The sequence below is a fragment of the Rhizobium sp. BK512 genome, assembly GCF_014194915.1.
Lineage (GTDB): Bacteria > Pseudomonadota > Alphaproteobacteria > Rhizobiales > Rhizobiaceae > Rhizobium.
This window is the reverse complement of sequence record NZ_JACIAS010000002.1, coordinates 282,918-309,362: the sequence shown is the minus strand read 5'-3', so window position 1 is coordinate 309,362 and position 26,445 is coordinate 282,918. Positions and strand designations below refer to the sequence as shown.

The 26,445-nt window shown below is 61.7% G+C and carries 29 protein-coding genes; 11 read left to right on the top strand and 18 right to left on the bottom strand.

Translation table 11 applies throughout. The features are described from left to right. Positions 1 to 4: 4 nt before the first annotated feature. The 5 genes from FHX06_RS07405 to FHX06_RS07385 all read right to left on the bottom strand — a co-directional run bounded on the left by FHX06_RS07405 (position 5) and on the right by FHX06_RS07385 (position 4,640). Positions 5 to 724, bottom strand: a complete 720-nt coding sequence (locus FHX06_RS07405) for a heme-copper oxidase subunit III family protein (RefSeq protein WP_113209271.1) — start codon at positions 722 to 724, stop codon at positions 5 to 7. Positions 725 to 750: 26 nt separating this feature from the next. Continuing rightward, on the bottom strand, positions 751 to 1,470 hold the full coding sequence (locus FHX06_RS07400) for a cytochrome c oxidase subunit 3 (RefSeq protein ID WP_113211608.1): 720 nt from the start codon (positions 1,468 to 1,470) through the stop codon (positions 751 to 753). Next, positions 1,467 to 3,236: a cytochrome c oxidase subunit I gene (gene ctaD / locus FHX06_RS07395; protein ID WP_113202447.1), complete on the bottom strand. Its 1,770-nt coding sequence runs from the start codon at positions 3,234 to 3,236 to the stop codon at positions 1,467 to 1,469. The genes FHX06_RS07400 and ctaD overlap by 4 nt, the downstream gene beginning before the upstream one ends. 52 nt (positions 3,237 to 3,288) lie before the next feature. Beyond that, positions 3,289 to 4,107: a cytochrome c oxidase subunit II gene (locus FHX06_RS07390; protein ID WP_112968352.1), complete on the bottom strand. Its 819-nt coding sequence runs from the start codon at positions 4,105 to 4,107 to the stop codon at positions 3,289 to 3,291. Between the two features lie 143 nt (positions 4,108 to 4,250). Continuing rightward, complete coding sequence (locus tag FHX06_RS07385) at positions 4,251 to 4,640, bottom strand: c-type cytochrome (protein WP_183846112.1); 390 nt, start codon at positions 4,638 to 4,640, stop codon at positions 4,251 to 4,253. A 213-nt stretch (positions 4,641 to 4,853) separates the two neighbouring features. On the opposite strand from FHX06_RS07385, the gene FHX06_RS07380 reads away from it, so the two are divergent. Together FHX06_RS07380 and FHX06_RS07375 are read left to right on the top strand one after the other, a co-directional pair. After that, positions 4,854 to 5,027: a hypothetical protein gene (locus FHX06_RS07380; protein ID WP_183846113.1), complete on the top strand. Its 174-nt coding sequence runs from the start codon at positions 4,854 to 4,856 to the stop codon at positions 5,025 to 5,027. Continuing rightward, on the top strand, positions 5,014 to 5,553 hold the full coding sequence (locus tag FHX06_RS07375; RefSeq protein WP_246715512.1) for a DUF1772 domain-containing protein: 540 nt from the start codon (positions 5,014 to 5,016) through the stop codon (positions 5,551 to 5,553). Before FHX06_RS07380 ends, FHX06_RS07375 begins: the two co-directional genes overlap by 14 nt. A gap of 2 nt (positions 5,554 to 5,555) precedes the next feature. On the opposite strand, the gene FHX06_RS07370 is transcribed toward FHX06_RS07375, so the two are convergent. Then, entirely contained in the window at positions 5,556 to 5,810 is a 255-nt protein-coding gene (locus FHX06_RS07370; RefSeq protein ID WP_112547581.1) for a DUF982 domain-containing protein, read from the bottom strand. 228 nt (positions 5,811 to 6,038) lie between these two features. Between FHX06_RS07370 and FHX06_RS07365 the strand changes: the two genes are divergently transcribed. Next, positions 6,039 to 6,803 carry a Crp/Fnr family transcriptional regulator gene (locus tag FHX06_RS07365; RefSeq protein WP_113147464.1) on the top strand — a complete coding sequence of 255 codons (765 nt, stop codon included), beginning with the start codon at positions 6,039 to 6,041 and terminating at the stop codon, positions 6,801 to 6,803. Here the strand turns inward: FHX06_RS07365 and FHX06_RS07360 are convergent. Both FHX06_RS07360 and FHX06_RS07355 read right to left on the bottom strand, forming a co-directional pair. Continuing rightward, a complete protein-coding gene (locus FHX06_RS07360; RefSeq protein WP_112968355.1) occupies positions 6,797 to 7,291 on the bottom strand; it encodes a sigma-70 family RNA polymerase sigma factor in 495 nt (164 codons plus the stop codon). The two genes, FHX06_RS07365 and FHX06_RS07360, sit on opposite strands and share 7 nt — an antisense overlap. 137 nt (positions 7,292 to 7,428) lie before the next feature. Then, positions 7,429 to 7,812, bottom strand: a complete 384-nt coding sequence (locus FHX06_RS07355) for a response regulator (RefSeq protein ID WP_112968356.1) — start codon at positions 7,810 to 7,812, stop codon at positions 7,429 to 7,431. A gap of 266 nt (positions 7,813 to 8,078) precedes the next feature. Between FHX06_RS07355 and FHX06_RS07350 the strand changes: the two genes are divergently transcribed. Together FHX06_RS07350 and FHX06_RS07345 are read left to right on the top strand one after the other, a co-directional pair. Beyond that, a complete protein-coding gene (locus tag FHX06_RS07350) occupies positions 8,079 to 9,032 on the top strand; it encodes a cobaltochelatase CobT-related protein (protein WP_246715511.1) in 954 nt (317 codons plus the stop codon). Further along, positions 9,029 to 9,382, top strand: coding sequence for an ADP-ribosylation/crystallin J1 (locus FHX06_RS07345; protein WP_113211606.1), 354 nt, complete (start codon positions 9,029 to 9,031; stop codon positions 9,380 to 9,382). The genes FHX06_RS07350 and FHX06_RS07345 overlap by 4 nt, the downstream gene beginning before the upstream one ends. A gap of 7 nt (positions 9,383 to 9,389) precedes the next feature. On the opposite strand, the gene FHX06_RS07340 is transcribed toward FHX06_RS07345, so the two are convergent. Then, the gene (locus FHX06_RS07340; protein ID WP_183878755.1) at positions 9,390 to 10,748 is read right to left on the bottom strand and encodes an extensin family protein; all 1,359 of its coding nucleotides are present in this window, start codon (positions 10,746 to 10,748) and stop codon (positions 9,390 to 9,392) included. A 268-nt stretch (positions 10,749 to 11,016) separates the two neighbouring features. Between FHX06_RS07340 and FHX06_RS07335 the strand changes: the two genes are divergently transcribed. Next, positions 11,017 to 11,448 (top strand): nuclear transport factor 2 family protein, encoded by a 432-nt coding sequence (locus tag FHX06_RS07335; RefSeq protein WP_113211604.1) that lies wholly within the window; start codon positions 11,017 to 11,019, stop codon positions 11,446 to 11,448. An 81-nt stretch (positions 11,449 to 11,529) separates the two neighbouring features. On the opposite strand, the gene FHX06_RS07330 is transcribed toward FHX06_RS07335, so the two are convergent. Continuing rightward, entirely contained in the window at positions 11,530 to 13,350 is a 1,821-nt protein-coding gene (locus tag FHX06_RS07330) for a methyl-accepting chemotaxis protein (RefSeq protein WP_113211603.1), read from the bottom strand. A 299-nt stretch (positions 13,351 to 13,649) separates the two neighbouring features. Here FHX06_RS07330 and FHX06_RS07325 point away from each other — a divergent pair, with 299 nt between their 5' ends. Then, the gene (locus FHX06_RS07325) at positions 13,650 to 14,033 is read left to right on the top strand and encodes an acyl-CoA thioesterase (RefSeq protein ID WP_112547587.1); all 384 of its coding nucleotides are present in this window, start codon (positions 13,650 to 13,652) and stop codon (positions 14,031 to 14,033) included. A gap of 4 nt (positions 14,034 to 14,037) precedes the next feature. After that, positions 14,038 to 14,622, top strand: a complete 585-nt coding sequence (locus FHX06_RS07320; RefSeq protein ID WP_112968400.1) for a hypothetical protein — start codon at positions 14,038 to 14,040, stop codon at positions 14,620 to 14,622. Positions 14,623 to 14,682: 60 nt separating this feature from the next. Here the strand turns inward: FHX06_RS07320 and FHX06_RS07315 are convergent, their stop codons facing one another. Then, the gene (locus FHX06_RS07315; protein ID WP_113211602.1) at positions 14,683 to 15,855 is read right to left on the bottom strand and encodes a DUF1501 domain-containing protein; all 1,173 of its coding nucleotides are present in this window, start codon (positions 15,853 to 15,855) and stop codon (positions 14,683 to 14,685) included. A 9-nt stretch (positions 15,856 to 15,864) separates the two neighbouring features. Next, positions 15,865 to 17,394: a DUF1800 family protein gene (locus tag FHX06_RS07310; RefSeq protein ID WP_183878753.1), complete on the bottom strand. Its 1,530-nt coding sequence runs from the start codon at positions 17,392 to 17,394 to the stop codon at positions 15,865 to 15,867. Positions 17,395 to 17,679: 285 nt separating this feature from the next. Between FHX06_RS07310 and FHX06_RS07305 the strand changes: the two genes are divergently transcribed. Further along, entirely contained in the window at positions 17,680 to 18,783 is a 1,104-nt protein-coding gene (locus FHX06_RS07305; RefSeq protein ID WP_246715510.1) for a hypothetical protein, read from the top strand. A gap of 48 nt (positions 18,784 to 18,831) precedes the next feature. On the opposite strand, the gene FHX06_RS07300 is transcribed toward FHX06_RS07305, so the two are convergent. From FHX06_RS07300 to FHX06_RS07280, 5 genes are all read right to left on the bottom strand, one after another. Next, the gene (locus FHX06_RS07300; protein WP_113015675.1) at positions 18,832 to 20,007 is read right to left on the bottom strand and encodes a GGDEF domain-containing protein; all 1,176 of its coding nucleotides are present in this window, start codon (positions 20,005 to 20,007) and stop codon (positions 18,832 to 18,834) included. Between the two features lie 190 nt (positions 20,008 to 20,197). Next, positions 20,198 to 21,448: an MFS transporter gene (locus FHX06_RS07295; protein WP_183878751.1), complete on the bottom strand. Its 1,251-nt coding sequence runs from the start codon at positions 21,446 to 21,448 to the stop codon at positions 20,198 to 20,200. 182 nt (positions 21,449 to 21,630) lie between these two features. Continuing rightward, entirely contained in the window at positions 21,631 to 22,542 is a 912-nt protein-coding gene (locus FHX06_RS07290) for an ankyrin repeat domain-containing protein (RefSeq protein WP_183878749.1), read from the bottom strand. Between the two features lie 233 nt (positions 22,543 to 22,775). Continuing rightward, entirely contained in the window at positions 22,776 to 23,060 is a 285-nt protein-coding gene (locus FHX06_RS07285) for a hypothetical protein (RefSeq protein WP_183878747.1), read from the bottom strand. Beyond that, on the bottom strand, positions 23,060 to 23,842 hold the full coding sequence (locus FHX06_RS07280) for a DUF899 domain-containing protein (RefSeq protein WP_183878746.1): 783 nt from the start codon (positions 23,840 to 23,842) through the stop codon (positions 23,060 to 23,062). Before FHX06_RS07280 ends, FHX06_RS07285 begins: the two co-directional genes overlap by 1 nt. Before the next feature lie 117 nt (positions 23,843 to 23,959). On the opposite strand from FHX06_RS07280, the gene FHX06_RS07275 reads away from it, so the two are divergent. Both FHX06_RS07275 and FHX06_RS07270 read left to right on the top strand, forming a co-directional pair. Beyond that, on the top strand, positions 23,960 to 25,180 hold the full coding sequence (locus FHX06_RS07275; RefSeq protein WP_183878744.1) for a helix-turn-helix domain-containing protein: 1,221 nt from the start codon (positions 23,960 to 23,962) through the stop codon (positions 25,178 to 25,180). Between the two features lie 84 nt (positions 25,181 to 25,264). Continuing rightward, positions 25,265 to 25,897 (top strand): PQQ-binding-like beta-propeller repeat protein, encoded by a 633-nt coding sequence (locus FHX06_RS07270; RefSeq protein WP_112968367.1) that lies wholly within the window; start codon positions 25,265 to 25,267, stop codon positions 25,895 to 25,897. A 76-nt stretch (positions 25,898 to 25,973) separates the two neighbouring features. On the opposite strand, the gene FHX06_RS07265 is transcribed toward FHX06_RS07270, so the two are convergent. Beyond that, a complete protein-coding gene (locus tag FHX06_RS07265; RefSeq protein ID WP_183878742.1) occupies positions 25,974 to 26,393 on the bottom strand; it encodes an organic hydroperoxide resistance protein in 420 nt (139 codons plus the stop codon). Positions 26,394 to 26,445: the final 52 nt, after the last annotated feature.

The window sequence follows — 26,445 nt, the reverse complement described above, 5'->3', positions numbered from 1 at the left end:
GACCTCACCACAGATAGAAAAACGCGAAGATGAAGACCCAGACCAGGTCGACGAAGTGCCAGTAGAGGCCCATGATCTCGACGGCCTCGTAGCGACCTTTCCGGCTGGTGAAGAAACCGCGCCGCTCCACATCGAAATCGCCCCGCCAGACCTTGCGGGCAATGATGAGGAGGAAGATGACGCCGATGGTGACATGGGTGCCGTGAAAGCCCGTAATCATGAAGAAGGTCGATCCGAACTGCGCCGCCCCCCATGGGTTTTCCCAGGGGCGCACACCTTCGGTGATCAGCTTCGTCCATTCGAAGGCCTGCATGCTGACGAAGGTTGCCCCGAGAAGCGCCGTCAGCAGCATCAGCGCCGCCGTCCTCCCGCGTTCGCGGCGGTAGCCGAAATTGACCGCCATCGCCATGGTGCCGCTGCTCGAGATCAGCACGAAAGTCATGATCGCGATCAGGATCAGCGGCACGTCCTGGCCGCCGATATGCAGCGCGAAGACCTCGCTTGGATTGGGCCACGGGACCGGCGTCGACATGCGGGCGGTCATATAGGCGATCAGGAAACAGCCGAAGACGAAAGTATCGCTGAGCAGAAAGATCCACATCATCGCCTTGCCCCAGGAGGCGGTCTTGAAGGCGCGCTGGTCCGAGCTGAAATCGGCCGCGACGCCGCGCAGGCCTGCTGGCCTGAGGCTTGTTTCGTCGTGTGTCCCGATAGTCTGTGCCATCTGCGCCTCCTGAGCAGCCCCTGGTTCTAGTTAAGCAATGTGCGGCAGAGATCGACGAAGTCATTCGCCCAGCCGGCAAAGAGCGCGAAAAGCAAAAGCCAGACGGTGAGCATGAAATGCGAATAGATGGCCGAGAGATCGACGCTGAGCTGCAGCCTGTCGGGTTGAACATTTGCCGAAAATGCTCTGACCGTCGTATGTGCGAGCACGGCAAGCCCGCCGAGAATATGCAGGCCGTGCAGGCCGGTCAGCATGTAGAAGAAGCTGTTGGCGGGATTGTCGGTCAGCACATAGCCGGCGGCGGTCAGCTCCCGCCAAGCCTGGATCTGCCCGATCAGAAAGAAGACGGCAAGCGCAAGCCCGGTCACGAGCGCCGGCCGCAGGCTTTCCATGCGCCCATGCTGCGCTTCGCGTCTGGCCCATTGGAGCGCCGCACTGCTGAGCGCGAGCGCTGCGGTATTGATCCAAAGCAGCCGCGGAACCGGCATTCCCCACCAGTCGGACGACGCCATGCGCATGAAATAGGCGCTGACGGCAAGGCTGAAGAGCGCGCCGACGACGCCGAGGAACACGAAGAGGCCGAGCTTGACCGCCGGCACCGGTGACTGCTGCCGGCCGGTATCGTCATGCGCCGGCAGCTGCACAGACCCCGTTTCGAGCCATGGCTTCGAGGTCAGCCGCTGCCCGGAAAGCCACCAGATGATGATGGCGGCTACCGCGGCAAGGAAGATCAGCATGACGTTCATGCCGGAACCTCCCGTGTGACGCCGCCGCTTGCCGGCACGTTCTGCGGAATGAAATCCTCCGCCGCTCCCGGCACGCTGTAATCATAGGCCCAGCGGTAGACGACAGGCAGTTCCTTGCCCCAGTTGCCATGCGCCGGCGGGGTCTGCGGCGTCTGCCATTCGAGCGTCGTCGCCCGCCACGGATTGCCGCCCGCCTCCCTGCCCCGGAAAAGGCTCCAGACCAGGTTGAACAGGAAGACGATCTGTGCCGCCCCGACGATCAGCGCCATCACCGTTATGAAGACGTTCAGCGTATGGGCCGAGGGCGGAACGAAGGCCGTCTCCCCCATCTCGAAATAGCGGCGCGGCACGCCGAGCAGGCCGAGATAATGCATCGGGAAGAAGATCGCATAGGTGCCGAGGAAGGTGATCCAGAAATGGATCCGGCCGAGCGTCTCGTCCAGCATGCGTCCCGTCACTTTCGGATACCAATGATAGATCGCCCCGAAGATGACGAGGATCGGCGCAACACCCATGACCATGTGGAAATGCGCGACGACGAACATCGTATCCGACAGCGGTACGTCGACGACGACATTGCCGAGGAAAAGGCCCGTCAGGCCGCCATTGACGAAGGTGACGATGAAGGCGAGCGCAAAGAGCATCGGCAGCGTCAGGTGGATGTCGCCGCGCCAGAGCGTCAGCACCCAGTTATACACCTTGATCGCCGTCGGAACGGCGATGATCAGCGTCGTGGTGGCGAAGAAGAAGCCGAAGGCCGGGTTCATGCCGCTGACATACATGTGGTGCGCCCAGACGACGAAGCTCAAGGCTCCGATGATGACGATCGCCCAGACCATCATGCGGTAGCCGAAGATGTTCTTGCGCGCATGCGTGCTGATCAGGTCCGAAACGATGCCGAAGGCCGGCAGCGCGACGATATAGACCTCCGGATGCCCGAAGAACCAGAACAGGTGCTGGAACAGGATCGGGCTTCCGCCGCCATGTTTCAGCTGCTCGCCCATCTCGACGATGGCGGGCATGAAGAAGCTGGTGCCGAGCACGCGGTCGAACATCATCATCACGCAGGCGACGAAGAGGGCCGGAAAGGCCAGGAGCGCCATCACCGTCGCGGTGAAGATGCCCCAGACGGTGAGCGGCATGCGCATCAGCGTCATGCCGCGTGCCCGCCCCTGCAGCACCGTCACCACATAGTTCAGGCCGCCCATGGTGAAGCCGATGATGAAGACGATCAGCGAGCTGAGCATCAAGAGGATGCCCCAGTCCTTGCCGCCGGGCGTGCCCGACAGGACGGATTGCGGCGGATAAAGCGTCCAGCCCGCCCCCGTCGGGCCGCCGGGTGCGAAGAAACCGGCGACCAGGATCAGCACCGCAAGCAGATAGATCCAGTAGCTCAGCATGTTCGCGTAGGGAAATACCATGTCGCGCGCGCCGACCATCAGCGGAATGAGGTAATTGCCGAAGCCGCCGAGGAAGAGCGCAGTGAGCAGATAGATCACCATGATCATGCCGTGCATGGTGATGAACTGGTAATAATGATCGGCATCGATGAAGGAGAGAGCGCCGGGAAAGGCGAGCTGGATCCGCATCAGCCAGGAGAGCACCAGCGCCACCATGCCGATCGAGATGGCGGTCACCGAATATTGCACGGCGATGATCTTCGCATCCTGGCTGAACACATATTTCGTCCACCAGCTGTGCGGATGATAAAGCTCGACATCCTCGACTTCGGCGGATGGGATGCTGCCGGATGGAATCTCGACCATGATCTCTCTTCCCTTCCTTTCCCGATGCGGCCCCCGGCCGTCATCCGCCGCCTCAGTTTGATGGCGGCGGTTCTCCCGACGATGCGGTAAGCTGGGTGAATGTCTGCTGCTGACCAAGCCAGGTCTGGTAGTCCGCGTCACTGTCGACGATGACGGTTCCGCGCATCTGCGGATGGCCGACGCCGCAGAGTTCGGCACAGAGAATCTCGAAGGTTCCCGTGCGCGTCGGCGTGAGCCAGAAATAGGTGACCATGCCGGGGATCATGTCCATCTTGGCGCGGAATTCCGGCACATAGAAATCGTGGAGCACATCGACCGAGCGCAGCAATATGTGCACCGGCTTGCCGATGGGCAGATGCAGCTCGCCGCCCTCGATGATGACGTCGTCGAGGCCGCTTGCATCGTTCTTGTCGAGGCCGAGCGGGTTTTCGGGGGTCACGTCACGCGTCTCGGCGCGCCCGAGCTTCCCGTCCGCGCCAGGCAGGCGGAAGCTCCACAGCCATTGCTGGCTGACCACTTCCACCGATGCGGCATCGGGCGGCACGGTGATGAACTGTTTCCAGACGATCAGGCCGGGCGCCAGCATGGCGGCGACCCCGACAGCCGTTCCCGAGGCAAGCAGCACTTCCAGCCTGCGGTTCTCGGGCTCGTAATGCGCCCGGTTGCCCGGCTTGTGCCGGAAGCGGAAGACGCAATAGGCCATGAAGGAAATCACCGCGACGAAGACGATGCCGGTGATCCAGAAGGTGATGACGAGGGTGCTGTCGATATAGCTCCAGTTGGACGCAATCGGCGTCCACCACCACGGGCTCAGCACATGGAACAGCACGGAGCCGACGACAACAAGGACAAGGATCAGCACAACAGCCATTTCCGCTCCTCCCTGAGCAGTCGACCGTGAAACCGTATTCCGCAAAAGTCCGTATTTATTATCGCATAACTGGAAAATATCTGCAATTACGGCAATTTAGGCATGTGCCGTCAGCCACCACCCGGCATTTGGATTATGATCCGTCACTGGGAATATTGCTTGAGATAAGCGATGAGATTGGTGATCTCCTGGTCGTCCTTGACGCCGACGAAGGCCATTTTCGTGCCCTTCACCTTTGCTTTCGGATTGTGCAGGTAGTCGCGCAGGGTCGCCTCGTCCCAGACGAGACCGCCCTCACCGGCGGCCTTCATCGAAGGCGAATAGGCGAAATTGGGATGCGTTCCGGCCGGTCGGCCGAACAATTTGTTGAGCGACGGGCCGACCTTGTTCGTATCGGAATCGACGATATGACAGGTCGCGCATTTCTTGAAAACAACGGCACCCGCTGTCGCATCGCCCTCCTGCGCCCCGGCGCTGCCGGGCGAAAGGGCAATCACGGATGCACAGATCAGCAGAATAACACGGTAATCCACGGCAAACCTCATCCTCCTCAAGGTTGCCCCGCCACTCGCACCCTCCGCTGGCATTCGCGCGGATGGTGGTTGCGATGCCTCAAAGCTTAATCCTTCGCGGGAACAAGTCAATCGGCGCCGCAGTTCCGGCCCGGGCGACGGATGGACGCGGCGGACGGGAACCTGCTGCTGGCTCGGATGTTCGGCAAATGTCGGGAAAGGAAAGGCATGACCATGACAGCGAAAGAATCCGGATCTGTCGATGACGGTGCCAAGGCGAGAATCTTTTCCGCCGAGGATGCGCGGGGCGGAGAAATCATCCTGCGCACGAAAACGAGGCGCGTGATCTTCATCGCCGGCCTCGCCGGCTGCGTCCTGCTCGGGCTGGTCGTCCATGCGCTTACATGAATCTCGACAGCAAGCTCGCACACGCGCACGCGGTGCGGAACGGTTCATCCCCGGTCTCGGCGTTGCGACGCTCTTTCTCGCCGCCCTCAGCCTCGGCCCGTCCTACGCCCACGTTCTTGAGGCAGGCCCGCGGCTCGCCATCTGGTCGCCCGAGCTCTGGCGGGAAACAACTGTCTTCAACGGCCAGTTCGAGTATTTCGCCGTCGTCGGTGCGCCGGTCGATCTCGCGGCGATTGTCTGTACCGTCCTGCTTGCCTTCCTTCTGCACGGCAGGCGGCCGTCCGTCGCACTCGCTCTCGTCGGGGCGGCTCTTTTCATTGCCGCGCTTGCGGCGTGGTTCATCCTCGTTGCCCCCATGAATGCCGTCCTGGCGCTCTGGGCGGCCGGGCCGCTGCCGGCGGATTTCGAAGCGGTACGTCATCGCTGGGAAATCGGTCATATGGTGGTGGCGGCGCTGAAGGCTTTTGGCTTCCTCTTCGTCTCGGCAGCCCTGCTCTTGCCACAACGCTTGCGTCGCGACACGTGATATCAGGCCTCGTCATAGTTCAGCCAGCCGACGCCGGCAGCATCCGCCGCTTCGACGAAGGCTTCCCGCGCCTCGTCGGGCAAGAGATGGCCTTCCGAGACCGCCGCGAAGGAGGCCAGCGCGTGCTCGAAGGCCGGGCCGTGGGTGACAGGCCATTTGTCGGCAAGAAGCGCTGCCGCATGGCCCGTCCCGCGAACGGTGATAAGGCTCTCCTGGTCCGGAAGCCGGATGTAAAGGGGTGTGGTCCAGTCTGACATGTGAATAGCGGCGCTGCCCCGGATCGATCGTTCGCGCCCAACACGGCGACCCGAATAAAGTTCCCGCCCCGGCATTCCAGGAAAGATCACCATTTGGTGACAGGCCTGAAACATCGGTGCGCATAGGCTGCATGGAGCTCGACTGCCGACACAACTCCTGCGAAAATCGGCGCTAATCGGGAACTTCGGCCGTCGTATCGAGTCTGGTGCACGACGAAGGGGAAGATCATGGACAGGGCCATCTATGCAGCCGGCGATAATATATTGCGCGGAAGAATGGACGAGGAGGCGACACGGCATCTCACCCCTTACCTGGAACCGCTTGCCCTGCCGCGTGGCTATGCGCTTTCGACCTCGGGCCATCAGCTGAAACATTGTTATTTCATCGAGGAAGGCATCGCGTCGATCGTCGCGCGATCGGTGGCCGAACGATCAAGCGAGGTCGGCATCGTCGGGCGCGAAGGTATCGTGCCGCTGGCGCCGATCCTCGACAGCACCCACGCGACCTTCGACATTTTCGTGCAGGTGGAAGGCCATGGCTCGCGCATCGCCGTAGAGCCGCTGCAGGAGGCCCTGAGGGCCGTGCCATCTCTGCGCAGGCTCCTGAACCGTTATGTCCAGACATTCATAGTACAGGCGGCTTTCACTTCGCTTGCCAACGCCAATCATTCCATCGAGGCGCGGTTGGCGCGCTGGATACTGATGTGCCATGACCGTATCGACGGCGACCACATCGGCCTCACGCACGAATTCCTGGCTCTCATGCTGTCCGTCAGGCGCGCCAGCATAACCACCGCCCTGCATGATCTGGAAGGCAGGCAGCTGATCTGGTCGGAGCGCAGCTTGGTTACCGTCCGCGACCGGACGGGTCTCGAGGAGTTCGCCGGCGATTCCTACGGCCGCGCCGAGCAGGAATATCGCCGGCTGATCGGCGAACTCAGACAGCCGCAGGCTCTCGCGAAAGTCCAGGCCGGCGATAATCAGGCCTATTGATAATAGCCGATATCATGCGCAATGCGTCGGCGGGCGCGGTTCACCCGGCTCTTGATAGTGCCGATCGGGCAATGGAAATGGTCCGCGGCTTCTTCATAGGAGCGCCCGTCCACGAAGACGAAGGCGAAGGCGGCGCGATAAGGCTCCGGCAGGTGTCCGCAGGCAGCCTCCAGTTCGTGGCCGCGCAGGTGCCATTCCTGGTCGGCCGGCACGCTGCCTTGCGAGGAGGCGCATTCTTCCGAGCCCAGCGTCTCGCGCTGCCTGAGGCGAAAGCGCGTGCAGAAGGCGTTGCGCATGATCGTGAACAGCCAGGATTTCATCTTGGTGCCCTGCTTGAACTGGCCGATGCTGCCAAGCGCCCTGACGAGCGTTTCCTGTACGAGATCGTCGGCATCCCCGGACGATCGGTAAAAGGTGCGGGCAAATGCTCTCAGCGCCGGAATATGGGCGACCATCTCTTGTTGAAGCATTTCGTGGGAATCTTGCATGTCCTGGCTCCCTGGCCCCGGATGTGAACCCGCGGGCTCTTATTCTGGAGAAAGGGGGCAACCTGCTGTTCGTTCCGCCAGCGGGCCACTTTGTACGCTACCGCACAATGGGATGCCGCTGCGAGCCAGGCCGGATTTCAGCCGCCGTTTGCGCGCGGCGCAAAGAGAGCCTCGCCGATCTCGGCAAGTGCGGCGGGGCTCTCGTTGAGCCGGTAGCCGCCATATTCTGGTGCAATATCCGCATCGGCATGAAACATCGCGAAAACAAAAGATATTCTTGCGTCCTGCAGACGCTCGGCGAGCGGGAATGCGGTTTCGCCTTCGATGCGTATATCCAGGATGGCGCCATCGATCCTGACGATGTCGAGCAGCGCAAGGCCGATTTCGACGGAGGCGGCAGGCCCAACGATGACGACGCCGGCCTGCGTCAGCGCAAGCCGCACTTCGTCGGCGACCAGATCGCCGCTCTCGACAATGAGCAGATGCTTTCCCGCCATGAGCCCGAGATCGCCGATCTCCATCCTTCCCCGCAGTCGCCTCATCCCCCGGGATCAGGCCGAGTATTCCTAACTGCGAAGTGCCTTAATGGTTTCCGGCTGGATGCGAGGATATCCGGGACCCGCCTGCCGGCACGGCAGAAGTATGCGACATGCCGCTGTCACGACAGTAAGTTGTAGACTTCGGCAAATTCTCCATGCCATCTAGCGGTCGTACCGCCGCTCCAAAAGTTTTATCCATGTTTCGCGCTCTGCAACGCCTTAAATCCTGTTTTAAAAGCCAGACGAAAATGACCAGAGCCAGTTCCGTCGCGGCGCCCGAAGGGCACCCCGACGCGGACGCCTATCGCATCTACACCCGGCAATTCGATATCGTCATCGATGCAGACAAGCTGCATACGGTTCTCGGCAAATTGGAAGGCGCCGACCAGATCCAATATCTGGGTGCCTGCCGAACGTTCAATTATGCGCTGACGGATTGGCGAACCGGCGCGACCGTCAAGGCACTGGCGGCATCGGACCGCATTCGTGCGGCAAAGACCGCTGAGGAGTTGTCGGAGATGGCAATCACCCTTCTCGTCGATCAATCGGGTTCGATGAAGGGACAGAACATATTGCTCACGGCAGCAGCGTGCGACATTGCGCTGGATTTCCTCAAGAATCTGGGCATCGCTACTGAACTGCTCGGCTTTACGACCGTCCGGTGGAAGGGCGGCAAATCCCGCCAACTCTGGCGAAGCAGGGGCAGGCCGCGATTGCCTGGACGCCTGAACGATACTCTGCATATCATTTATAAATCCGCGGCCGCACCCCACTGGTCAGGCGGAGGTCGTGCGTTGGAACCCATGCTTCGCCCGGACCTGCTCAAAGAGAATATCGACGGTGAAGCGCTCGAATGGGCGGTGGATCGGCTGGCAGCAAACAAGAAGAAGAGAAAGGCGCTGATTGTCCTCTCCGATGGTGCACCTGTCGATGATGCAACGCTCTTCCACAACGAGGACACCATTCTCGACCGTCACCTGCGCGAGGTAATCGGACGCGTAGAAGCCGCCGACGACATCAGGCTTTACGGGCTCCGCATCGGCCACGATACGACCGGTTACTATGAAAATGCACAGATCATCCAGTCGGTCAGCGATCTCGGCACCGTATTGATCTCGACCCTCGAAAAGGCGATCTGCGACACCGCAGCATTGCCGGCAAAGACCTTGACCGAAGAGACGACCAACGAGGACAGGACATGAGCGACGCCATCGAAACAATCACCCTCTGGCGTCCGGTTGGTCCAGAGGAACTAGCGCTCATCCGCGATCTTGGCATGCGCGGATTTCCGCCCCGCCTGCCCGACCAGCCGATCTTCTATCCGGTGCTTTCTCAGGACTATGCCGTCAGGATCGCCCGTGACTGGAACGTGCCTCGTAGCGGCGCAGGATTCGTTACGAGATTCGAGGTCCGAAAGGACTATCTCGACGGATACGCGGTACAGGAAGCCGGCGGTCGGGCACATCTCGAATACTGGATACCCGCTGATGAAATGGACAGCTTCAACGCTGCCATCGTCGGCGTGATCGAGGTGACGCAGACCTTCCCGTGATATCAACCTACTTGCAGACGGATCTTCCGCCCCTGCGCGACATGAGATCGAAGTGGAAATGGTTGTAGTGTTCGGGATTGTAGCCGGGGCCGAGCACCGTCGTGAAGTAATTGCAGCTGTCGGTGCGCACGGCTTTCAGAAGCCGCCCTTCGCGGAAGGAGAACAGGCCCTTCTTGCGCACGTCGATCTCATGACCGTTCTTCAGTACGAACTTGCCGACATCGATGGCGTTGCCCTTCGCATGTTCCGAAATCGGATTGTATCGCTGGCGGCTGTTGTTCATGCGCCGGCAGGAATAGCCGCCAAGCGGGACGATCGTCTGAATGCCGGTCCAGTAACGGAAGCGGGCCGAAGGCGCGAGTTCGTTCTTCACCCATTTGGCGAAGGCAAGCGTCACCTGGCAATTCAGGGTCACCGCCGGCTTGACGCCGATATTGCCTGAAAGGCCCTTCAGGGACACAGGATAAGGCACCTGGCAGGCCGGTCCGTTGGAGATCGGCGGGCGGTCATCGAAGATCACGCCCATGCGCTTCAATTCGCGCCGGCAGGAGAGCTCCGAGGCCGGCATGACGCCGGGGTCGATCGGTGCGGCAGGTTCGCTCATCATCGGATTGTTCGGCCGCAGCATGGCGACCTCTTCCGGCTCATCCTCTTCCGGCACGCGCGTCGGCGCCAGCACCGGGCTGCCGTCGCTCCAGGTCTGGGCGCGATTGCCGGCAGCGCGCATCGGCGCGCGGCTCATCTGCGCGGCGGCAACCGGCTGCGGCAGGCGACCCTGGTTGAGCTGTGTCGGGTTATCGGTGCCGATACCGTCGACGACAGGTTCGGTGGCATTGCCCTCGGCGATCTGCTGCTGCTCGTCCTGCGCCAGCCCGACGACCTGCTCGTTGCCCTGCCCGGCACCAAGTTCCGAATCCATGTTGACGCCGCCCTGGGGGATGGCGAGCGGCTTCACGCCGCCCCAGTTGCCATTCGGCGCCTGTTGCGGCTGGCCCTGCTGCGCGAGCGCCTCGTCGCTGTCGATCATGGGCAGGCGCCGCTGCCCCTGTTGCGGCGCGGCCATCGGGGCCGACTGTTGTCCGGGCGGGCGCATCTGTTGGCTCGTGCCGGCGAGGTTCGGCGTATCGAGATAATCGATCTGTCCCTGCGTATTGCCGACCGGCGCGCTGGCTGCGGGATAAGGTTGCTGGCTCTGGACCGGCGCCATGCGCAACGCTCCGCCCCGCGGCGGCGTGATGGAACTGACGCGCGTGCTGCTATCGACATTCTCGGGCGGCACCAGCCCGTCGCTGATCGAACAGGTCGTCAATGCCGCAGAAAGCAGGAGTGGCAAGGCGGTACGCTGGAGAAGGGAAAGAAACGCCATACTTATCGCTTCCGCATGCGGCCTGTGATCTGAAAACCTCGATTCAAATTTAGTTAAAAACGGTGAATGAAAGCTTTACGTGTGGAGATTGGCTGATCCCGAGCGCTTGCACTCGCTAGAGAGGTATCTCCGCACCGTGGGTTCATGTGCTCCCGCACCAAGGGCGGGCCGACCCGGCAAATGCCAATCCCGCTTCGAGCCCTATTGGTATTCCCGGCCAGCACCATAGCTACTGCATCATGAGCCCGGTCCATCAGGAAACCAGCCTATGGAAGCAGCAGTAAGGAAACTGTTCGAGCGGTATGAACACCTGTTCCGCCAGGGGCTCGCGGGCAAAGCCGATATGGGTGAGGTCGCCTCCCTCTATGCCTCGGATGTCATCGCCGCCTCGCCTTCCGGGGTCATGTCCGGCAAGAATGACGATGAGCTCAAGCGCATGATGGCGAAGGGGTATGAGCGTTATCGCGCCATTGGCACCAAGGATATGATGCTTCGCCATGTCCGTCTCTCATCGATCGATGAGAGCCATTGTGTGGCGCATGTCGCCTGGAGGGCGACTTATGTCCGTGGGAGCCAACCGGACACGAAAATCGACTTCGATGTCCACTATCTCGTGCAGGTTCTGGATGGAGAAGCGAAAGTCTTCGGCTGGGTTTCGGGCGACGAGCAGGCACTCCTGAAACAGCACGGTATCGGCTGACGCCTTCCTTTGATCTGCCTTGGAATAAAAGAAAGGGCCGCGCAATGCCGCGGCCCTTTCTCGTCAGATCGTCACCCGCTATCAGGCAGCCCGGCCGTACCGCGCACCCTGCCCGGCCTGCCCGCGCAGCTGGAACTTCGACAACAGCGACCGCAGCTGCTGGCTTTCCTCGGCCAGGGTCTGGCTGGCGGCCGTGGTTTCTTCGACCATTGCCGCATTCTGCTGGGTCATCTGGTCCATGTGGTTCACCGATGTGTTGATCTCCTGCAACCCGGTCGCCTGTTCGCGGGCGGCCGTCGCAATCGAGTCGACATGGGCGTTGACCCGGTTGACCAGCGCCTCGATCTCGACCAGTGCGTCACCGGTGGAGCGCACCAGCGCCACGCCGCCTTCGACCTCGGTTGCAGAACTCGAGATCAGCGCCTTGATCTCCTTGGCCGCATTGGCCGAGCGCTGCGCCAGTTCGCGCACTTCCTGCGCCACGACGGCAAAGCCGCGGCCCGCTTCGCCCGCACGCGCTGCCTCCACGCCGGCGTTCAGCGCCAGGAGGTTGGTCTGGAAGGCGATCTCGTCGATGACGCCGATGATCTGGTTGATGCGGCTCGAGCTATCCTCGATGCGGCTCATGGCCGAGACGGCGTTGCGGACGATCTCGCCGGATTTGCCGGCGCTCGTCTTCGTTTCCGCCACCATGGTGCGTGCCTCGTTGGCGCGCTCGGAAGCCGTGCGGACCGTCGCGGTGATCTCGTCGAGCGCCGCTGCCGTTTCTTCCAGCGCCGCGGCCTGCTGCTCGGTGCGCTTGGAGAGGTTGTTGGTCGCGTCGCTGATATCGCGGGCGCTGTCATTGACGATGTGGCTCGATTCCGCGATCGCGTTGATGACACTGTTCAGTGCGTCGACTGCCGCGTTGAAGTCGGAACGGAGCTTGGCATAATCCTGACCGATATCGTCGATCGAAACCGTCAGGTCGCCGGCCGCAAGCCGCTCCAGCCCGGCGCCGAGCGCGCGCATCGCCGCCGTCTGGCGCTCGGAGGACGAGCGCAGGCTCGCCTCGTTGCCGCGCCGCTCACCTTCGATCTCCCGCTGGCGCTCATCTTCGCGAACGCGCAGTTCGGCCCGCTCGGCGACGGAGTCGCGCAGCACGATCAGCGATTTCGCCATCTGGCCGATCTCGTCGCGACGATCGGCATCCGTGATGTCGACGCTGGCATTTTCATCGGCAATCGCATTCATCGCCTCTTTCAGGCGGGCGACCGGGGCCGTCACGCTACGCACGATCGCATAGGCGAAGGCGAGGGTAACGAGGGCGCCGATAAGGCCGACCACCGCCGTCCAGGTGGCGTTCTGGCGATAGAGCGCTGCAAGGTCGTCTGCATAGACGCCGGTACCGACGACCCAGCCCCAGGGCTGGAAGCCCGCCACATGCGAATATTTGAGGACCGGCTGATCGGCACCCGGCTTCGGCCAGTAGTAATCCACGAAGCCCTGCCCGCTTGTCTTCACCGTATTGACGAATTCGACGAACAGGAATTTGCCGTTCGGATCCTTGTTCTGCGTCAGATCCGTGCCATTGAGTTCGGGCTTGACCGGATGCATCACCATGGTCGGATGCATGTCGTTGATCCAGAAATAGCCGGTGCCACCGCCATAGCGCATGGAAGCGATCACTTCCTTGGCGGCCGCCTGCGCCTGCTCGCGGGTCATCGTGCCGGCCTGCTCAAGCTTGTAATATTTGTCGAAGATGGCCAGCGCGGTAGCATCCATCTGTGCCAGGCCGGCTTTTCGCTCGGCTTCCAGCTGCCGATAGGAATAGTTGAGGAAGAAGATCATCGTCGCGGCAAGCACGACAAGTGCGAAGGCGACGAGGCCGTAAAGGCGGGTAGAAATCCTGATGTTGCGCATGGGGTTCCGGCAGCTCTCATGTGTGACAATCAGCAGATACTGATATGAGCCGCTTACCGGACGGTAAAACTTGATTAGATCTTGATGAAATAACGCTACGTGAGGCAAATGGGCACGGCACGCATTTGAGCTTCAAGTATCTGAATCAAAAGGAAATTTCGATGGTCATGATTTTTCCGCGACGGGCCACCATTTTTTAGGGGGCATTGTCGAATCCGGCGTTTTTACGGGCTTCCGCACCACTTGGCCTTTGCATTAGGGTGATTCCAGATGAATCACCGGCGAGATGGGAGCCCTTGATGACCGATGCCAAGCCGACAGGCGAACTTACCTTGCGTACGCTTGCCATGCCCGGAGACGCCAATCCGGCCGGCGATATTTTCGGCGGCTGGGTCATGGCGCAGATGGACCTGGCAAGCGGCATCCGCGCCGCCGAGCGAGCAAGGGGTCGCGTCGTCACGGCCGCGGTCAAGGAAATGGCCTTCGAACTTCCGGTCAAGATCGGCGATACGCTCTCCATCTATACCCATGTGGAGCGCGTCGGCCGCACCTCCATCACGCTGCGGGTGGAAGCCTGGGCGCACCGCTCGCGTTATAACCAGCAGGAAAAGGTCACCGCCGGCACCTTCATCATGGTGGCGCTCGACGAAGACGGCAAACCCAAGGTCGTCCCCCAGGAGTGAGATGATGCAGGCAGCGGCGACACCGGAAGTCTACGTCTACATCCGCACCGTGATGTCGATGGTGATCGGCCTCTCGCTCGCCCGCCTGCTGACCGGCCTCGGCGGCATCGTGCAATCACCCGGCAAATTCCGGGTCTATTGGGTGCATCTCGGCTGGGTCGCCTCGATGTTCCTGTTCATCATCCATTTCTGGTGGTGGGAATATCGCCTGCAGTCGCTCGCCGTGATCTCCTTCGGCGTCTACCTCTTCCTTATCAGCTTCTGCTGCCTGTTCTTCTTCCTCTGCGTGCTGATCTTTCCGACGACGATCGAGGATTACGGCGGCTACGAGGAATATTTCATCTCGCGGCGGCGCTGGTTCTTCGGCATGCTGGCCGTGACCTATGTGGTGGATTTTCTGGATACGCTGCTCAAGGGCAAGGCGTATCTGGCAGCACTAGGCTGGGAATACCCGGCGAGGAATGCGGTGTTCATCGCGCTGTGCATCGTGGCGGCCTGGACGGCGAACCGGCGGTTTCATGCTGTATTCGTAAGTGCGGGCCTGCTCTATCAGATCACCTGGATTTTCAGGCTGTATGATTTGATTTGAGGTCTCTCTTCCCGTCCTGCGACAAGCATGGGACTGATGGAGGTTGCGAAAATCCTCGCCTCAAGCCCGCAGGAACTGTGATCCCTTGTCGAAACTCAATCCCGGGAAAATCTTCCCCGTCAGATCATCAGCCGACACATCGAACTGTCGGTAGAGCATCGCCGCCGCCAGCTCGCGCACATCTGCCGTCGGCATGAGGTCGCGATCGTCGAGCAGCGCTGCATCCCCAAGCCCCGGCCACTTGCCGAGTATGCGCCCACCATCGATCGCCCCGCCCGCCAACACCGCGCAGCCTCCCGTACCGTGATCCGTTCCGCCGGAACCATTCTCACGCACCGTGCGGCCGAACTCGGTCATGGCGAGCACGACCGTCTTCGACCACAGATCCGGCCCCATCGTGGCTTTCAGCGTCGTGATCGCCTGCGCCAGATCCTGCACCGGCCGCTTGAACTGGTTAAGCTGGCCGACATGCGTATCCCAGCCGGTAATCGAGAAGCTGGCGATGCGGTACTCGCCCTTCAGCATATTGCCGGCAAGAACAGCCACATCGGTGATCTTCTCGCCGCGCTGGGCCGATGGTTCCGCCATCATGGAAGCGCTGTTGGCGCGCATCGCTTCATCCATTGCTTTCGCAAACGCCGGGTCGCCGGCATAGAGCCGCATGAGGAACTGCATTTCGTCCCTGGCCGGCCCGAGATTGGAATCCGAGGCCCAGACGTCGACATTGTTCGGCCCGGTCAGGATCAGCTCGGTCGAGGTATTGACGTCGATCGCCTTGCGCGCATCCGAACGCGGGATCACGGCAAGCGCCCGATTGAGCCAGCCGGTCTTTTCCTCGGCCACATGCTCGCCGCCGGATTCCAGCATGTCCTGCCCGTCGAAATGGCTGCGCTGGTCGCGATAGGGCGTGGAAACAGCATGCACGAAGGCAAGCTCCTTGCTCTTCCACAGCGGCATCAGGTCGGCCGCCGCCGGATTGAGCCCGAAATGACCGTCGAGATCGAGAAGCCCCTTGTCCGGCGTCAGCGACAGCGTTGGCCTCAGGGCCGCAAAGCCGGCATCGCCATAGGGCTGCACCAGATCGAGCCCGTCCATCGCCCCGCGTAACACGATCGTCACGAAGCGCTTGTCGCCCGGCATCGCCGCAAAGGTCACCGGTGTAAAAATGGGGGCTGCGGCAAGGCAACAAGCCGATGTCAGAAAACCACGGCGTGAAAGCATAAACTCTGTCATGACGGGCTCCTATCGGCGGTTGAATTCGGGGGACGCGAGAACCAGTGTCAGTCCGCTCACCCTGTTCGGCGCTTGCGAGACGACGCGGATCGTCTCGTCGCGGGCGGCATCGGCAAGCGTTGCCTTCAGGAAGTCGCGCGGATCGACATCCTTGCCGAACTGGGCACTGGCGCGCCGCGCCCAGGACAGTCGCTCGGAGAGCTGGCTCGCGGTGATCCAGGCGGAAAAACTCTCCTCGAAGCCGGCGGGGCTTGGCGGTAGCCATGTCGGCTGGCCCATGCGGCGCAGAGCGCCCTGCCCGAGCGCACGCGCCATCTGGAAGGCCTTGCGTCGCTTGATGAGCGCCTCGTCCTCGGGGCTCGGCGGCGTCTGCATCATGGCCTGCCCGTCGGCAGCGGGCGCTGCATCCTTCTTCGGCATTGCCATCATCTCGTCACTGTCATCATCGTCCTGCTGATAGGCCTGCATGAAGGCCGCGACATCGCCCGCGCCAGAACCGCTGTTCAGCGCCCGCAAGCCAGTGACGATATAATCGAAAGGCTGGCGCGCCTTGGCGCCCTCATCCCGCCACGCGGCCGGATGGTCGAGCATGGCGCGGTAGACGGCAGGCAGATCCCCATCCGTCTTCTTCCATGCTTCGCTCATGGCCTGGGTCATCTCCTCCGGTGGCTGGTCGGAGATGAAATGCACTGCGAGCTTGCGGCTGATATGAGCGGCCGTCTTCGGATGGACCGCGAGATCGTCGAGCATGGCAAGGTAATCCTTGCGCGAGCGCTTGACCCCGCCATAGCTGACACCGAGCACCTGATGTTCGCCGGGCTCGGATATCTGCGGCCTGAAAGCCGTCTCCATCGCCTGCTGGTCGACAGTGAGCCCCGTCAGCACCATGGCTGCAGAGCGAACATCGGCCTGCGTATAGCCGCTGCCGGCACCAAGCGTATGCAGTTCCAGAAGCTCGCGGCCGAGATTTTCGTTCAGCCCCTTGTTGCGCCGCATGCCGCCCTTGGATTCCGGCCCCAGCGACTGCGCCTGATCGAGATAGATCAGCATCGAAGGATGCTCGGTGGCGCTGCGCAACAGCGTCGAAAACCTGGCCCCCATATAGGGCCGGATCGCCTCTGCCTCGTAAAGCGGCACGATCAGCCGCATCGGCAGGCTCTTGGCGGCACTGGTGGAAAAATGATTGGTCCAGAACGTGGCCAGCCGCTCGTTGAAACCATCGGGGGAAAGGACCGCCTGCATCAACCGCGCATTGGCATCCATCTGGAAAAGCACCTGCGCGCGGCGCTGCAACAGCCGCCGCTGCTGCCGCCGGTCGAGATCGTCGCCATCGGCCTGCCGGATCTGTCTCAGCCTGTCCTGCAGATCGAGGATCTGCGTATGCCGCGCCTCGATACCGCCGACGGGAAAGCCCGGCACGCTGTTCGCGCCGCGCGTCACCTGCCCGATCAGATCATCCTTCGTCTGCGGCAGAGCCTCGCCCGGCCGCAGCCCGTAACCGAACCGGATCGCTGCCATCGTCGGAAAAGACAGGCTCATGACCATTCACCTCCTCATCACCAGATCGTGACAGGGTCTCAGTCAATTGCGACGGCAAGGTGTAGGAAATACGGCGATTTTCCGACATGGACGATTTGTAATCTATTGAAATCGTTGGGATGGGCGTCAGAAATGAAGGAATGCGTCCACTGCAAACACCAAAAAGCGGATTGCATAGTTTCAGGCACGGCTCGACTAGTCCCGAAGATCGAAATTTATCTTTTTCCACCAAAGATAGTCCAATACACCAGCAGCAACCACTGCTATGAAACGCTGGGGATATTCTTGGGGGGCAAGATGCGATTTACTTGGATTCTGACTGCATTCGTTCTTTTCAGCGCGCCTTTTGCTGCCGCGCAAACTCCGTCTTTCGACATCAACAAGCAGAAATGCGATATCGAGAAAGCATTGGCGGACCACGCCCGAGGCCGGCTCGATAACGACCTGCAGCGTGACTTTCACGATATACTGATGGTCAACGAGCTTTCCGGGGGCTGCGGCGCGTTGCAGTTTACCGACGCGAAAATGGACAGCCATACAAACGGATTCAGCTTTGGGCTTTCGCAATTCGACCTTGCTACACGGCCGAAGGATAGCCTGTCGACGTTGAACAAGATCATTGCCTGCTCACGTAAAGAGCATGTCTCGCCAGGCATCTCCGACGCGGATCTTACGTTCCTTAAAGATAATGCTCATTTCTCCACTTACGACTTGAAGGGCGACAAGAACAAATGGGATCGTTTCTACAGGATGCGGCCCGCTATCGAAGCTGCGCTGCAGAGCAATTGCGGCAGACAGTATATCGAGAATTCCTACATCGCGGAGATGCGCGGTTTCGAGAAGAAGATCGCACCGTGGTGGCAGGTGATCAGGACGCGGAACCCGGCGACGACGCTGGCGGAAAGGTTTTACAAGCTTTATGAACTCGATCTGGAGAACGTGTTTGGCGGCACCGAGGGGTTCCGGAAGGTCGTCAATCTGGAGGAAGGAATCCCGTGCGGGCGCCTGTGCGAGGCCAGGATCGTCCCGCTGTTCAAGCTTGATGGTCCCGTCTCGGTATCTGATCTGATCCGCTATATGTTTACGACGAACTGCTATGGCTATATCCCGCAGCAGACACGTCAGCAGGATGCCTTACGCCGCCTGAATACCGTTCTCGGCAAGATCGATCTTCAATCGTTGCCGCTGGATGAAAGCGACAAGCGATATCTGACGACCGAGTTTGCCAATATCCTTGCGCGAAACAAGAAACGCTTTCCGGGTTCACCGGATGAGCATCTGCGGGCGCTGGTTGCGGTAGCGAACGCAGGCGCTTCCGTCAGCGGCGATGACACGCTGATGGATGAAGCTTCGCTCAAGGCTGCGGTCAAGGTTTGCAGCAAGAAATAGAGCGTGAAGGCGACTTCTCTCGTGACGGGCAGAAGCAAGCGCAGTCGCTCAGCAGCCCCTATTGACCGACACCACCCGCGGGCTGGACATGTCGCGCGGCGGCTCGCCTTCGACCATCACCTTGTTGCGCCCGGCTTCCTTGGCCGCATAGAGCGCCTTGTCGGCGCGGGCGATCTGCTCGTAGAGGGAATGATCGGCGGCGTCGGCGCCGGCGACACCGAAGCTGGCGGTGATCTTGCCGTCGAAGCCGCTCGCCTTGCGGTCGACGGCCGCAAAGGCAAGCCGCACCCGGTTGGCGAAATCGGCGCCTGCGGCCAGCGGCATTGCCGGCAGGAAGATCACGAATTCCTCGCCGCCGAACCGCGCCGCGAAACCGCCCTCCGGCATCCGCGCCAACAGCATTTCAGCAAAGGCGCGGATCACCTCGTCGCCCGGTCCGTGGCCGAGCGTATCGTTGACCCATTTGAAATTGTCGATGTCGCAGATGATGACGGAGCCTTCGGCCCGGCCGCGCTCTGCCACCATGCGGTCGAAGCCGCGCCGGTTCAGCATGCCGGTCATCGGATCGCGCTCGGCGATATCGCGGTGCATTGCAATGGTGTCGACCGTCGTTGCAGCAAGGGCTGAAAGCGCAAACATCAGCGCCAGGATGGATGTCGACGCCTGCATGGCGAAAGCATATTGCGAAGAGATGAAATCTCCGTGGCCGCCATAGGATGGTACCACGAAGACGAAGATGACATTGCGGATAATGGTATCGGCAATGACGAGGCTGGAGACGACAAGCAGCAGCTTGTCGGCCGTATGGCGCATGTGCCGCAGGCTGACGGTGACGGCAAAGCCGAGCAGCGCCGCACAGGCGAGATCGTTCAGCAGAAACTCCGCCGGAACATTGCCGGCCACCAGCCCCGCATAGAGCATGCCCGCGTAGGTCACACCGGCAAAGGCAAGGCGCGGCTGGAGATAGGAAGGCCGTTGGAATCGGGCCAGCATGGCGCCGGAATAGAAGACGAACGCGAGAAGGAACAACGCATCGGCGATGGCGGAAGCAACGCGCTCCTGCAGCAGGCTGTCGAAAAGCGGAACGGAGAAGGCTGCCGACGCGAAAAGATAACCCGGCCCCCACAACTTCGCTTCCCGCGACCCGAACCGGCCGACGATCAGAAAGGTGCAGCCGAAAATCAGCATCATGACCGGCAGCAGGAAGGCGAAATTACTATCCATGAACCCTCGCGGCGGTACGCAATATAGAACCGGCGCCGGCAAAAGGTAGGACAATGATCTTAAAAAAGGAAAAACCGGGCGGGATCAGAAATACCTGGAAGAACTAGGCCTCGCCTGGCGCACGCCTGCCCGTGGCCCACAAGGAAAGGCCGGCAGCCCTGGCCGCCGGCCTTCACAGCCACAGGCAGCGCTAAACTCGCATCGCGCCATGCGGCTCCTCGGCCTCCTCCGTGCCGAAGCGGACGTCCTTCTTCTCGTATCCCAGGCCCGAAAGCGCTGCGACGACGATGGCAACGATCACCGCCACTGTAACCAACGCATAAGCGTAGTCGCCGTTCCAATGGGCGGCGAGGTCCGCCTGCATCGTGGCGTTGCCCGAGGCCAGCAGATTGCCGAGCTGGTAGGCGAAGCCGGGGAATGTGCCGCGTACCTCGTCTGGCGAAAGCTCGTTGAGATGTACAGGCACGATGCCCCAGGCGCCCTGGACGAAGAACTGCATCAGGAAGGCGCCGAGCGCGAGCAGCACCGGCCCCGGTGCATAGGCCCAGAGCGGCGCGACGGGCACGGCAATCAGTGCGGCGATGACGATCGCCCGCTTGCGGCCGATGCGTTGCGACAGCGCGCCGAAGAACAGCCCGCCAAGAATGGCGCCGATATTGTAGACGATGGCGATCGCGCCAACCGTATAGCTTGAATAGTTGCGCTGGCTTTCGAGGAAGGTCGGGTAGATATCCTGCGTGCCGTGGCTGAAGAAGTTGAAGGCGGTCATCAGCAGCACCGCCCAGATGAAGAGCGGAATGTTTTCGCGCAGCACTGTGAGAAACGGCCGGCGCCCCTGCTGTTGTCGCTTCACGAAAGCCGGGCTCTCCTGAACGTTGCGGCGGATATAGAGCACGAGCAGCGCCGGAGCGACGCCGACGAAAAACATGCCGCGCCAGCCGATGACGGGGAAGAGCAGGAAGAACAGCAGCGAGGCGAGCAGATAGCCGGAGGGATAACCTGCCTGCAGAATGCCCGACACGATGCCGCGGCTCTCCTCCGGCACTGTCTCCATGACGAGTGAGGCACCGACACCCCACTCCCCGCCCATGGCGATGCCATAGAGGGCACGCAAAACCAGGAACATGGTGAGCCCGGTCGAAAAACCGGTGAGGAAGTCGAAGAGCGAATAGAGCATCACATCCACCATCAGCGTGATGCGCCGCCCGTAACGGTCTGCCGCAAGCCCGAAGATCAGAGCGCCGAGCGCCCGCATGGCAAGGGTCAGGAAGATCGCCACGGACACCGCGGGAACGTCGGTATGAAACTCCTCGGCGATATATTTGAGAACGAAAACGAGAATGAAGAAATCGAAGGCGTCAAGCATCCAGCCGAGATAGCTGGCGATCACGGTATTGCACTGCTGCGGGGTGAGCGCGCGCAGGCTTGCCAATGCGGACATATGTATTTCCTCCGTCCGAAAGCGGCGGCGAGCGGGCAATTCCGGATGCCGTCGGAAGGGGTGTCAGGGTGGGCATGCTGCCGTCAGACAGCGAGGCGGAAACGTCAGGATAGCTGACCGTGTTCCATCACGTTGGCGCGATTGGATTGAGGGGGTTGGTCATAACGTGCCCTCGAAACTGTTCAGGGCAGCGGGACAGGATTGTCGCTGAGTGTTCTCAGATAAGCGATGACGTTGACGCGATCGGCTTCTTCGGGTGCGCCGCGAACGTCCATATTCACGCCTGGCATCGTGAGAGAGGGTCCTGCGATGAAGATATTGAGGTCCTCGTAGGTCCATGGCCCTTCCCAGTCCGACAGGGTTCGCGAGTAGCCTGGGAATTTCGTCGAGGCTTTGTCCCGTCCCACAACGTTCCACAGGTTCGGCCCCTTGTTGGGCACATCCTGCGGACGTTTGACATGACAGCCGGCGCAATTGGATGCGAAGAATGTTGCACCCTTCGCCGGGTCGCCATTTGCCAGCTTTGCGGAAATCGGCTCGGGCTTCTTTATGATGACGCCGTGGGCCAACAGGTAGTCGGCGATATCGGCATGATCGTCGTGCCTTGCAAGGTGATAGGCAGTGATGATGCTTGGCAGGCGCGCGGGATCGCCACGGACCCATATGGCGTTGACGTCGGCACCGGCTTCAACCAGGAGCTTGACGCAGTCCAGACACCCGCTCGCGACTGCGAAATGCAGCATGCGCTCGCCCCGCGCTGCCGCATTGGCATCGGCACCGTGCGCCAACAGGATCCGGATGAGCTCGGGGGAACCCTTCAGGACGGCACCCGTAATAGGCAGGCCAATCGCCGACTCGTGGTTCACATTCGCCCCGCGCTCGATCAGCAATTCTGCTGCCTGCGGATGGTCGCTGCGAACGGCTAGAAATAGCGGTGTGGCTCCCTTGTCCAGCTCCTCGATGTCAGCCCCCGCATCAAGGGCTGCCGCGATCGCAGCCAGGTCGCCCTTGCCGGCCGCGTCATGAAGCGGACCAGCATGGGAACTTGTAAGAGCAATCAGATAGATGAACACGCTTGCCACGAGCCCGCGCATCTTGCTGTTCCTTGCTGCAAATTACGATCGACTAATATACACCCTGTCTCCTTGACCGAACAGCAGGAACAGGTTCGACAGCCTTGGCGGCGGTCAAGCTTTTGAAAAACGCCATTAAAAAACGAGCCTGCAGCCACCGTCGCAGAGAACTCGATCAGGGTGATCCTGGACATCCTGAGAGCGAGACGCCGTTATGTCCTGGTTTCCGTAAAGGAAACCGAATTCGTGCCGTCTCACGGGCGGCGGAAACTTCCCTCGCCGCCCATCCATCTGAGCCAGGGACCGACATGAAACAGTCCCATCAGCAGATACATCGGCACCATGCCGCTGAAGAGCGGTGACCCATCCATCTGCATGCCAGCCATCGAGCAGATCACGTCGGCCGCCGGCTCGCTTGCCGAGAGTGCGGCCATGACGGCAAATGTCGGCGCCGCCGCAAAAGTTAGCCCGCGCGCAATGCCGGATAACAGGATGGAGCCGGCGGAATTGCCGGCTCCTGTGGAGACTGACGGGCGCATTACGCTGCCTCGTAGCGGTCGTGGTGGCGCCACCAGACGCCTTCCTCGTTGCGGCCCAGCGGCGCGCGATCGAGCCACTGGTACATGGCCCACACGCCATCCACCCCTCGGGCATAGGAGGAATAGGTATGGTAGATATCGCCGCCCTGCATTACGAAGGCGCTGAGGCCCGGCCGCTCACGGGCGAAGGTTTTGATATCGGTGCCGGTCATCGAGGAGATGAGGTCGTCCGGGCTTTGCTCACCACCTGGCTTCTGTTGCTGCAGCACGGCCGGGATCGGCGGTTCGCGGCGGAAGTTATATTCGATGCCGCCGCTCTGTTGTTCCTCCGGCGTGAACCAGACATTGAAGTCGCGGTTGAAATCGCTTGTTGATGACGAGGCCCAGTCGAAGGTCCAGCCCATGCGCTTCTTGAACCCGAGAAGCTTGTCGAGCGGCGCGCGGGAAACGGCGCTGAAGGCGACATCGTGGTTTTCGAGGTGAACGGTGACGCCGTTGAAGCCATCGGCGATCGACGAGCAGGACGGGCAGCCGGCCGTGTAATCTGGGCCGAACATGAAGTGATAGACGAGCAGTTGCGAGCGGCCTTTGAAGAGGTCGGCAAGCGGCACGATGCCGGCTTCGGTCTCCAGCTTGTATTCCTTGTCGATCTTCACCCAGGGCAGTTCCTGGCGCTTTGCAGCGATCTCGTCACTGCGGCGCGTCAGTTCCTTTTCCTGTTCCAGGAGCGCAATTCGCGCCTGCAGCCATTCCGCCCGTGTTCCGGTCTTGTGCATCATCATGGGTCTTCTCCTCTCATTGCGTTGAAACGTATCCGACGGCGGGCCGTTGCCTGCCGATGGGGAATAAACTAGGTCTTGTTGCCGAGGGGTGGGAGTTACAAGTGTGACGGGATTCCGATGGACTCGCTGATTACAGCTGCCGCACAGGCGCTGGCGGTGGGCGATGCGCTGGGGGCGATGAAGCGCGTGGCGCTGCGCGACGACCCGCCGGCGCTCGCCCTTCGGGGCATCGCCATGGCCCAGCTCGGCGATCTCGCCCGCGCCAAGGCACTGCTGAAGAGCGCTGCCCATGCCTTCGGCCCGCGCGAGGCCGTGGCGCGCGCCCGCTGCATCGTGGCCGAAGCCGAAATCGCTCTGGTCTCGCGCGATCTCGCCTGGCCGGAAAAGGCGCTGGAAGGCGCGCGCCTCACGCTCGAAAGACGCGGCGACCGCGTCAACGCGGCGCACGCCCGCAACCTGCAGATCCGCCGCCTCCTCCTGATCGGCCATCTCGATGCTGCCGAAAAGCTGCTCGCCGATCTCGACCCCTCGCCGCTGCCGCCGGCTGCCCGCGCCGGCCATGAACTTGCCGTCGCCGGTGTCGCAATCCGCCGGCTGCGCACGGAGCCTGCGCGCCAGGCACTGGCCCAGGCGGCAGACGCGGCGCAAAAAGCCGGCATACCGGCACTTGCCGTCGAAGTGAGAGAGGCGGCAAAGGCCCTGGAGGCGCCGGCCGCCCGCCTGATCGACGGCGGCACCCAGCGCCTGCTGCAGCTTCAGGAGGTCGAAGCGCTGCTTGCCTCCGATACGCTCGTCATCGATGCCTGCCGCAACGTGGTGCGCGCCGGCAGCGCGATCGTGCCGCTCGCAAGCCGCCCTGTGCTGTTTGCGCTCGCCCGCACGCTCGCCGAGGCCGCACCGTCAGATGTCCTGCGCTCGGTTCTCCTCGCCCGCGCCTTCCGCGCCCGCCACGCCGATGAATCCCACCGGGCGCGCCTGCGCGTCGAGATCGGCCGGCTGCGGGCTGCACTTGCCGATCTTGCCGAGGTCAAGGCGACGAGCCACGGCTTCATGCTGCTGCCGCAGGACGGGCGCAAAGTCGTCGTGCTCGCCCCGCCGGTCGAGGAGGAGCACGCCTCGCTGCTGGCGCTTCTCGCCGATGGAGAATCCTGGTCGAGCACGGCTCTGGCAATTGCCCTGAGCCTGAGCCCACGCACGGTGCAGCGGGCGCTGGAAGCGCTGCAGGACGCCGGCAAGGTGCAGTATTTCGGCAATGGCAGGGCGCGGCGCTGGATGATGCCGCCGGTCGTCGGCTTCCCGACAACATTGTTACTCCCGGGTCCGCTGCCCAGCGATTAAAAGTAGTTCCGGCAAGAGTGCGCAGCGGTTTTGCGACCGGAATTGCACCAGGCAAAGAGCCGGTGAGAAAGGGGATGGAGCGCCATGAAGACATCACAGGCAGAGATCATCAGGGAATACGGACCGTTCGAGGGCACGCGCAACATCGGCGGCGTCACCTATGACGGCAGCAAGGTCTGGTTTGCGGCGGGAGAAAACCTGCGGGCGCTGGACCCTGAGAGCGGCGCCGAGCTGCGTGCGATCGATGTCGCCGCCCATGCCGGCACCGCCTTTGACGGGCGCTACATCTTCCAGATCGCCGAAGACAAGATCCGCAAGATCGATCCCGAGACCGGCGCGGTAGTCGCGACCATCCCTGCCCCCGGCAAAGGCGCCGATTCCGGCATGGCCTGGTGCGAAGGCAGCCTCTGGGTCGGCCAGTACCGGGAAAACTGCATCCACCAGATCGACCCGGAGACCGGCAAGATCCTGCGCACTATCGAATCCAAGCGCCATGTCACCGGCGTCACCTGGGTAGACGGCGAGCTTTGGCACGCCACCTGGCAGGACGACAAGAGCGACCTGCGCCGCATCGACCCCAAGACCGGCGACGTGCTCGAACGGCTGGAGATGCCCGAGGGCACCGGTGTTTCCGGGCTGGAATCCGATGGGGCCGATGTCTTCTACGCAGGCGGCGGCGGCAGCGGCAAGGTGCGGGCGATCAGGCGGCCGCGGTAAGGTTTCGGGTGGCAGGCGGCCTTGGCGTTGAACGGGGCGCGGCTGGCAAGACACCCTCCCTTCAGTCCTGCCCCAATCAAACCAGCCGGATCATCACGTCGATATTCCCTCGCGTCGCCTTCGAATAGGGGCAGATCTGATGCGCCTCCTCGATCAGCGACTGGCCCACGTCGCGCTCCACGCCGGGAATGCCGACATTGAGCCGTGCCGTCAGGAAATAGCCGGCATCGGAAAGATTGAGATCGACTTCCGCATCGATCGTGACATCGCCTGACAATGCGATCTTCCTCTTCTGCACGATGATGCCGATTGCGCTTTCGAAGCAGGCCGACCAGCCGGCGGCGAAGAGCTGTTCGGGGTTGGTGCCGATCCGCGCCGAGCCGGGCACGGAGAGGCGCAGGTCGAGGCGGCCATCGGAGCTGCGCGCAACGCCGTTTTCGCGCCCGCCACTCGTATGGGTCTTGGCCGTGTAGAGCACCTTCGAATGCTGATCCATGGATTTTCTCCTTTGAAAGTTTGATTGAAACTGCGACTGCCGAAAAGGGCGC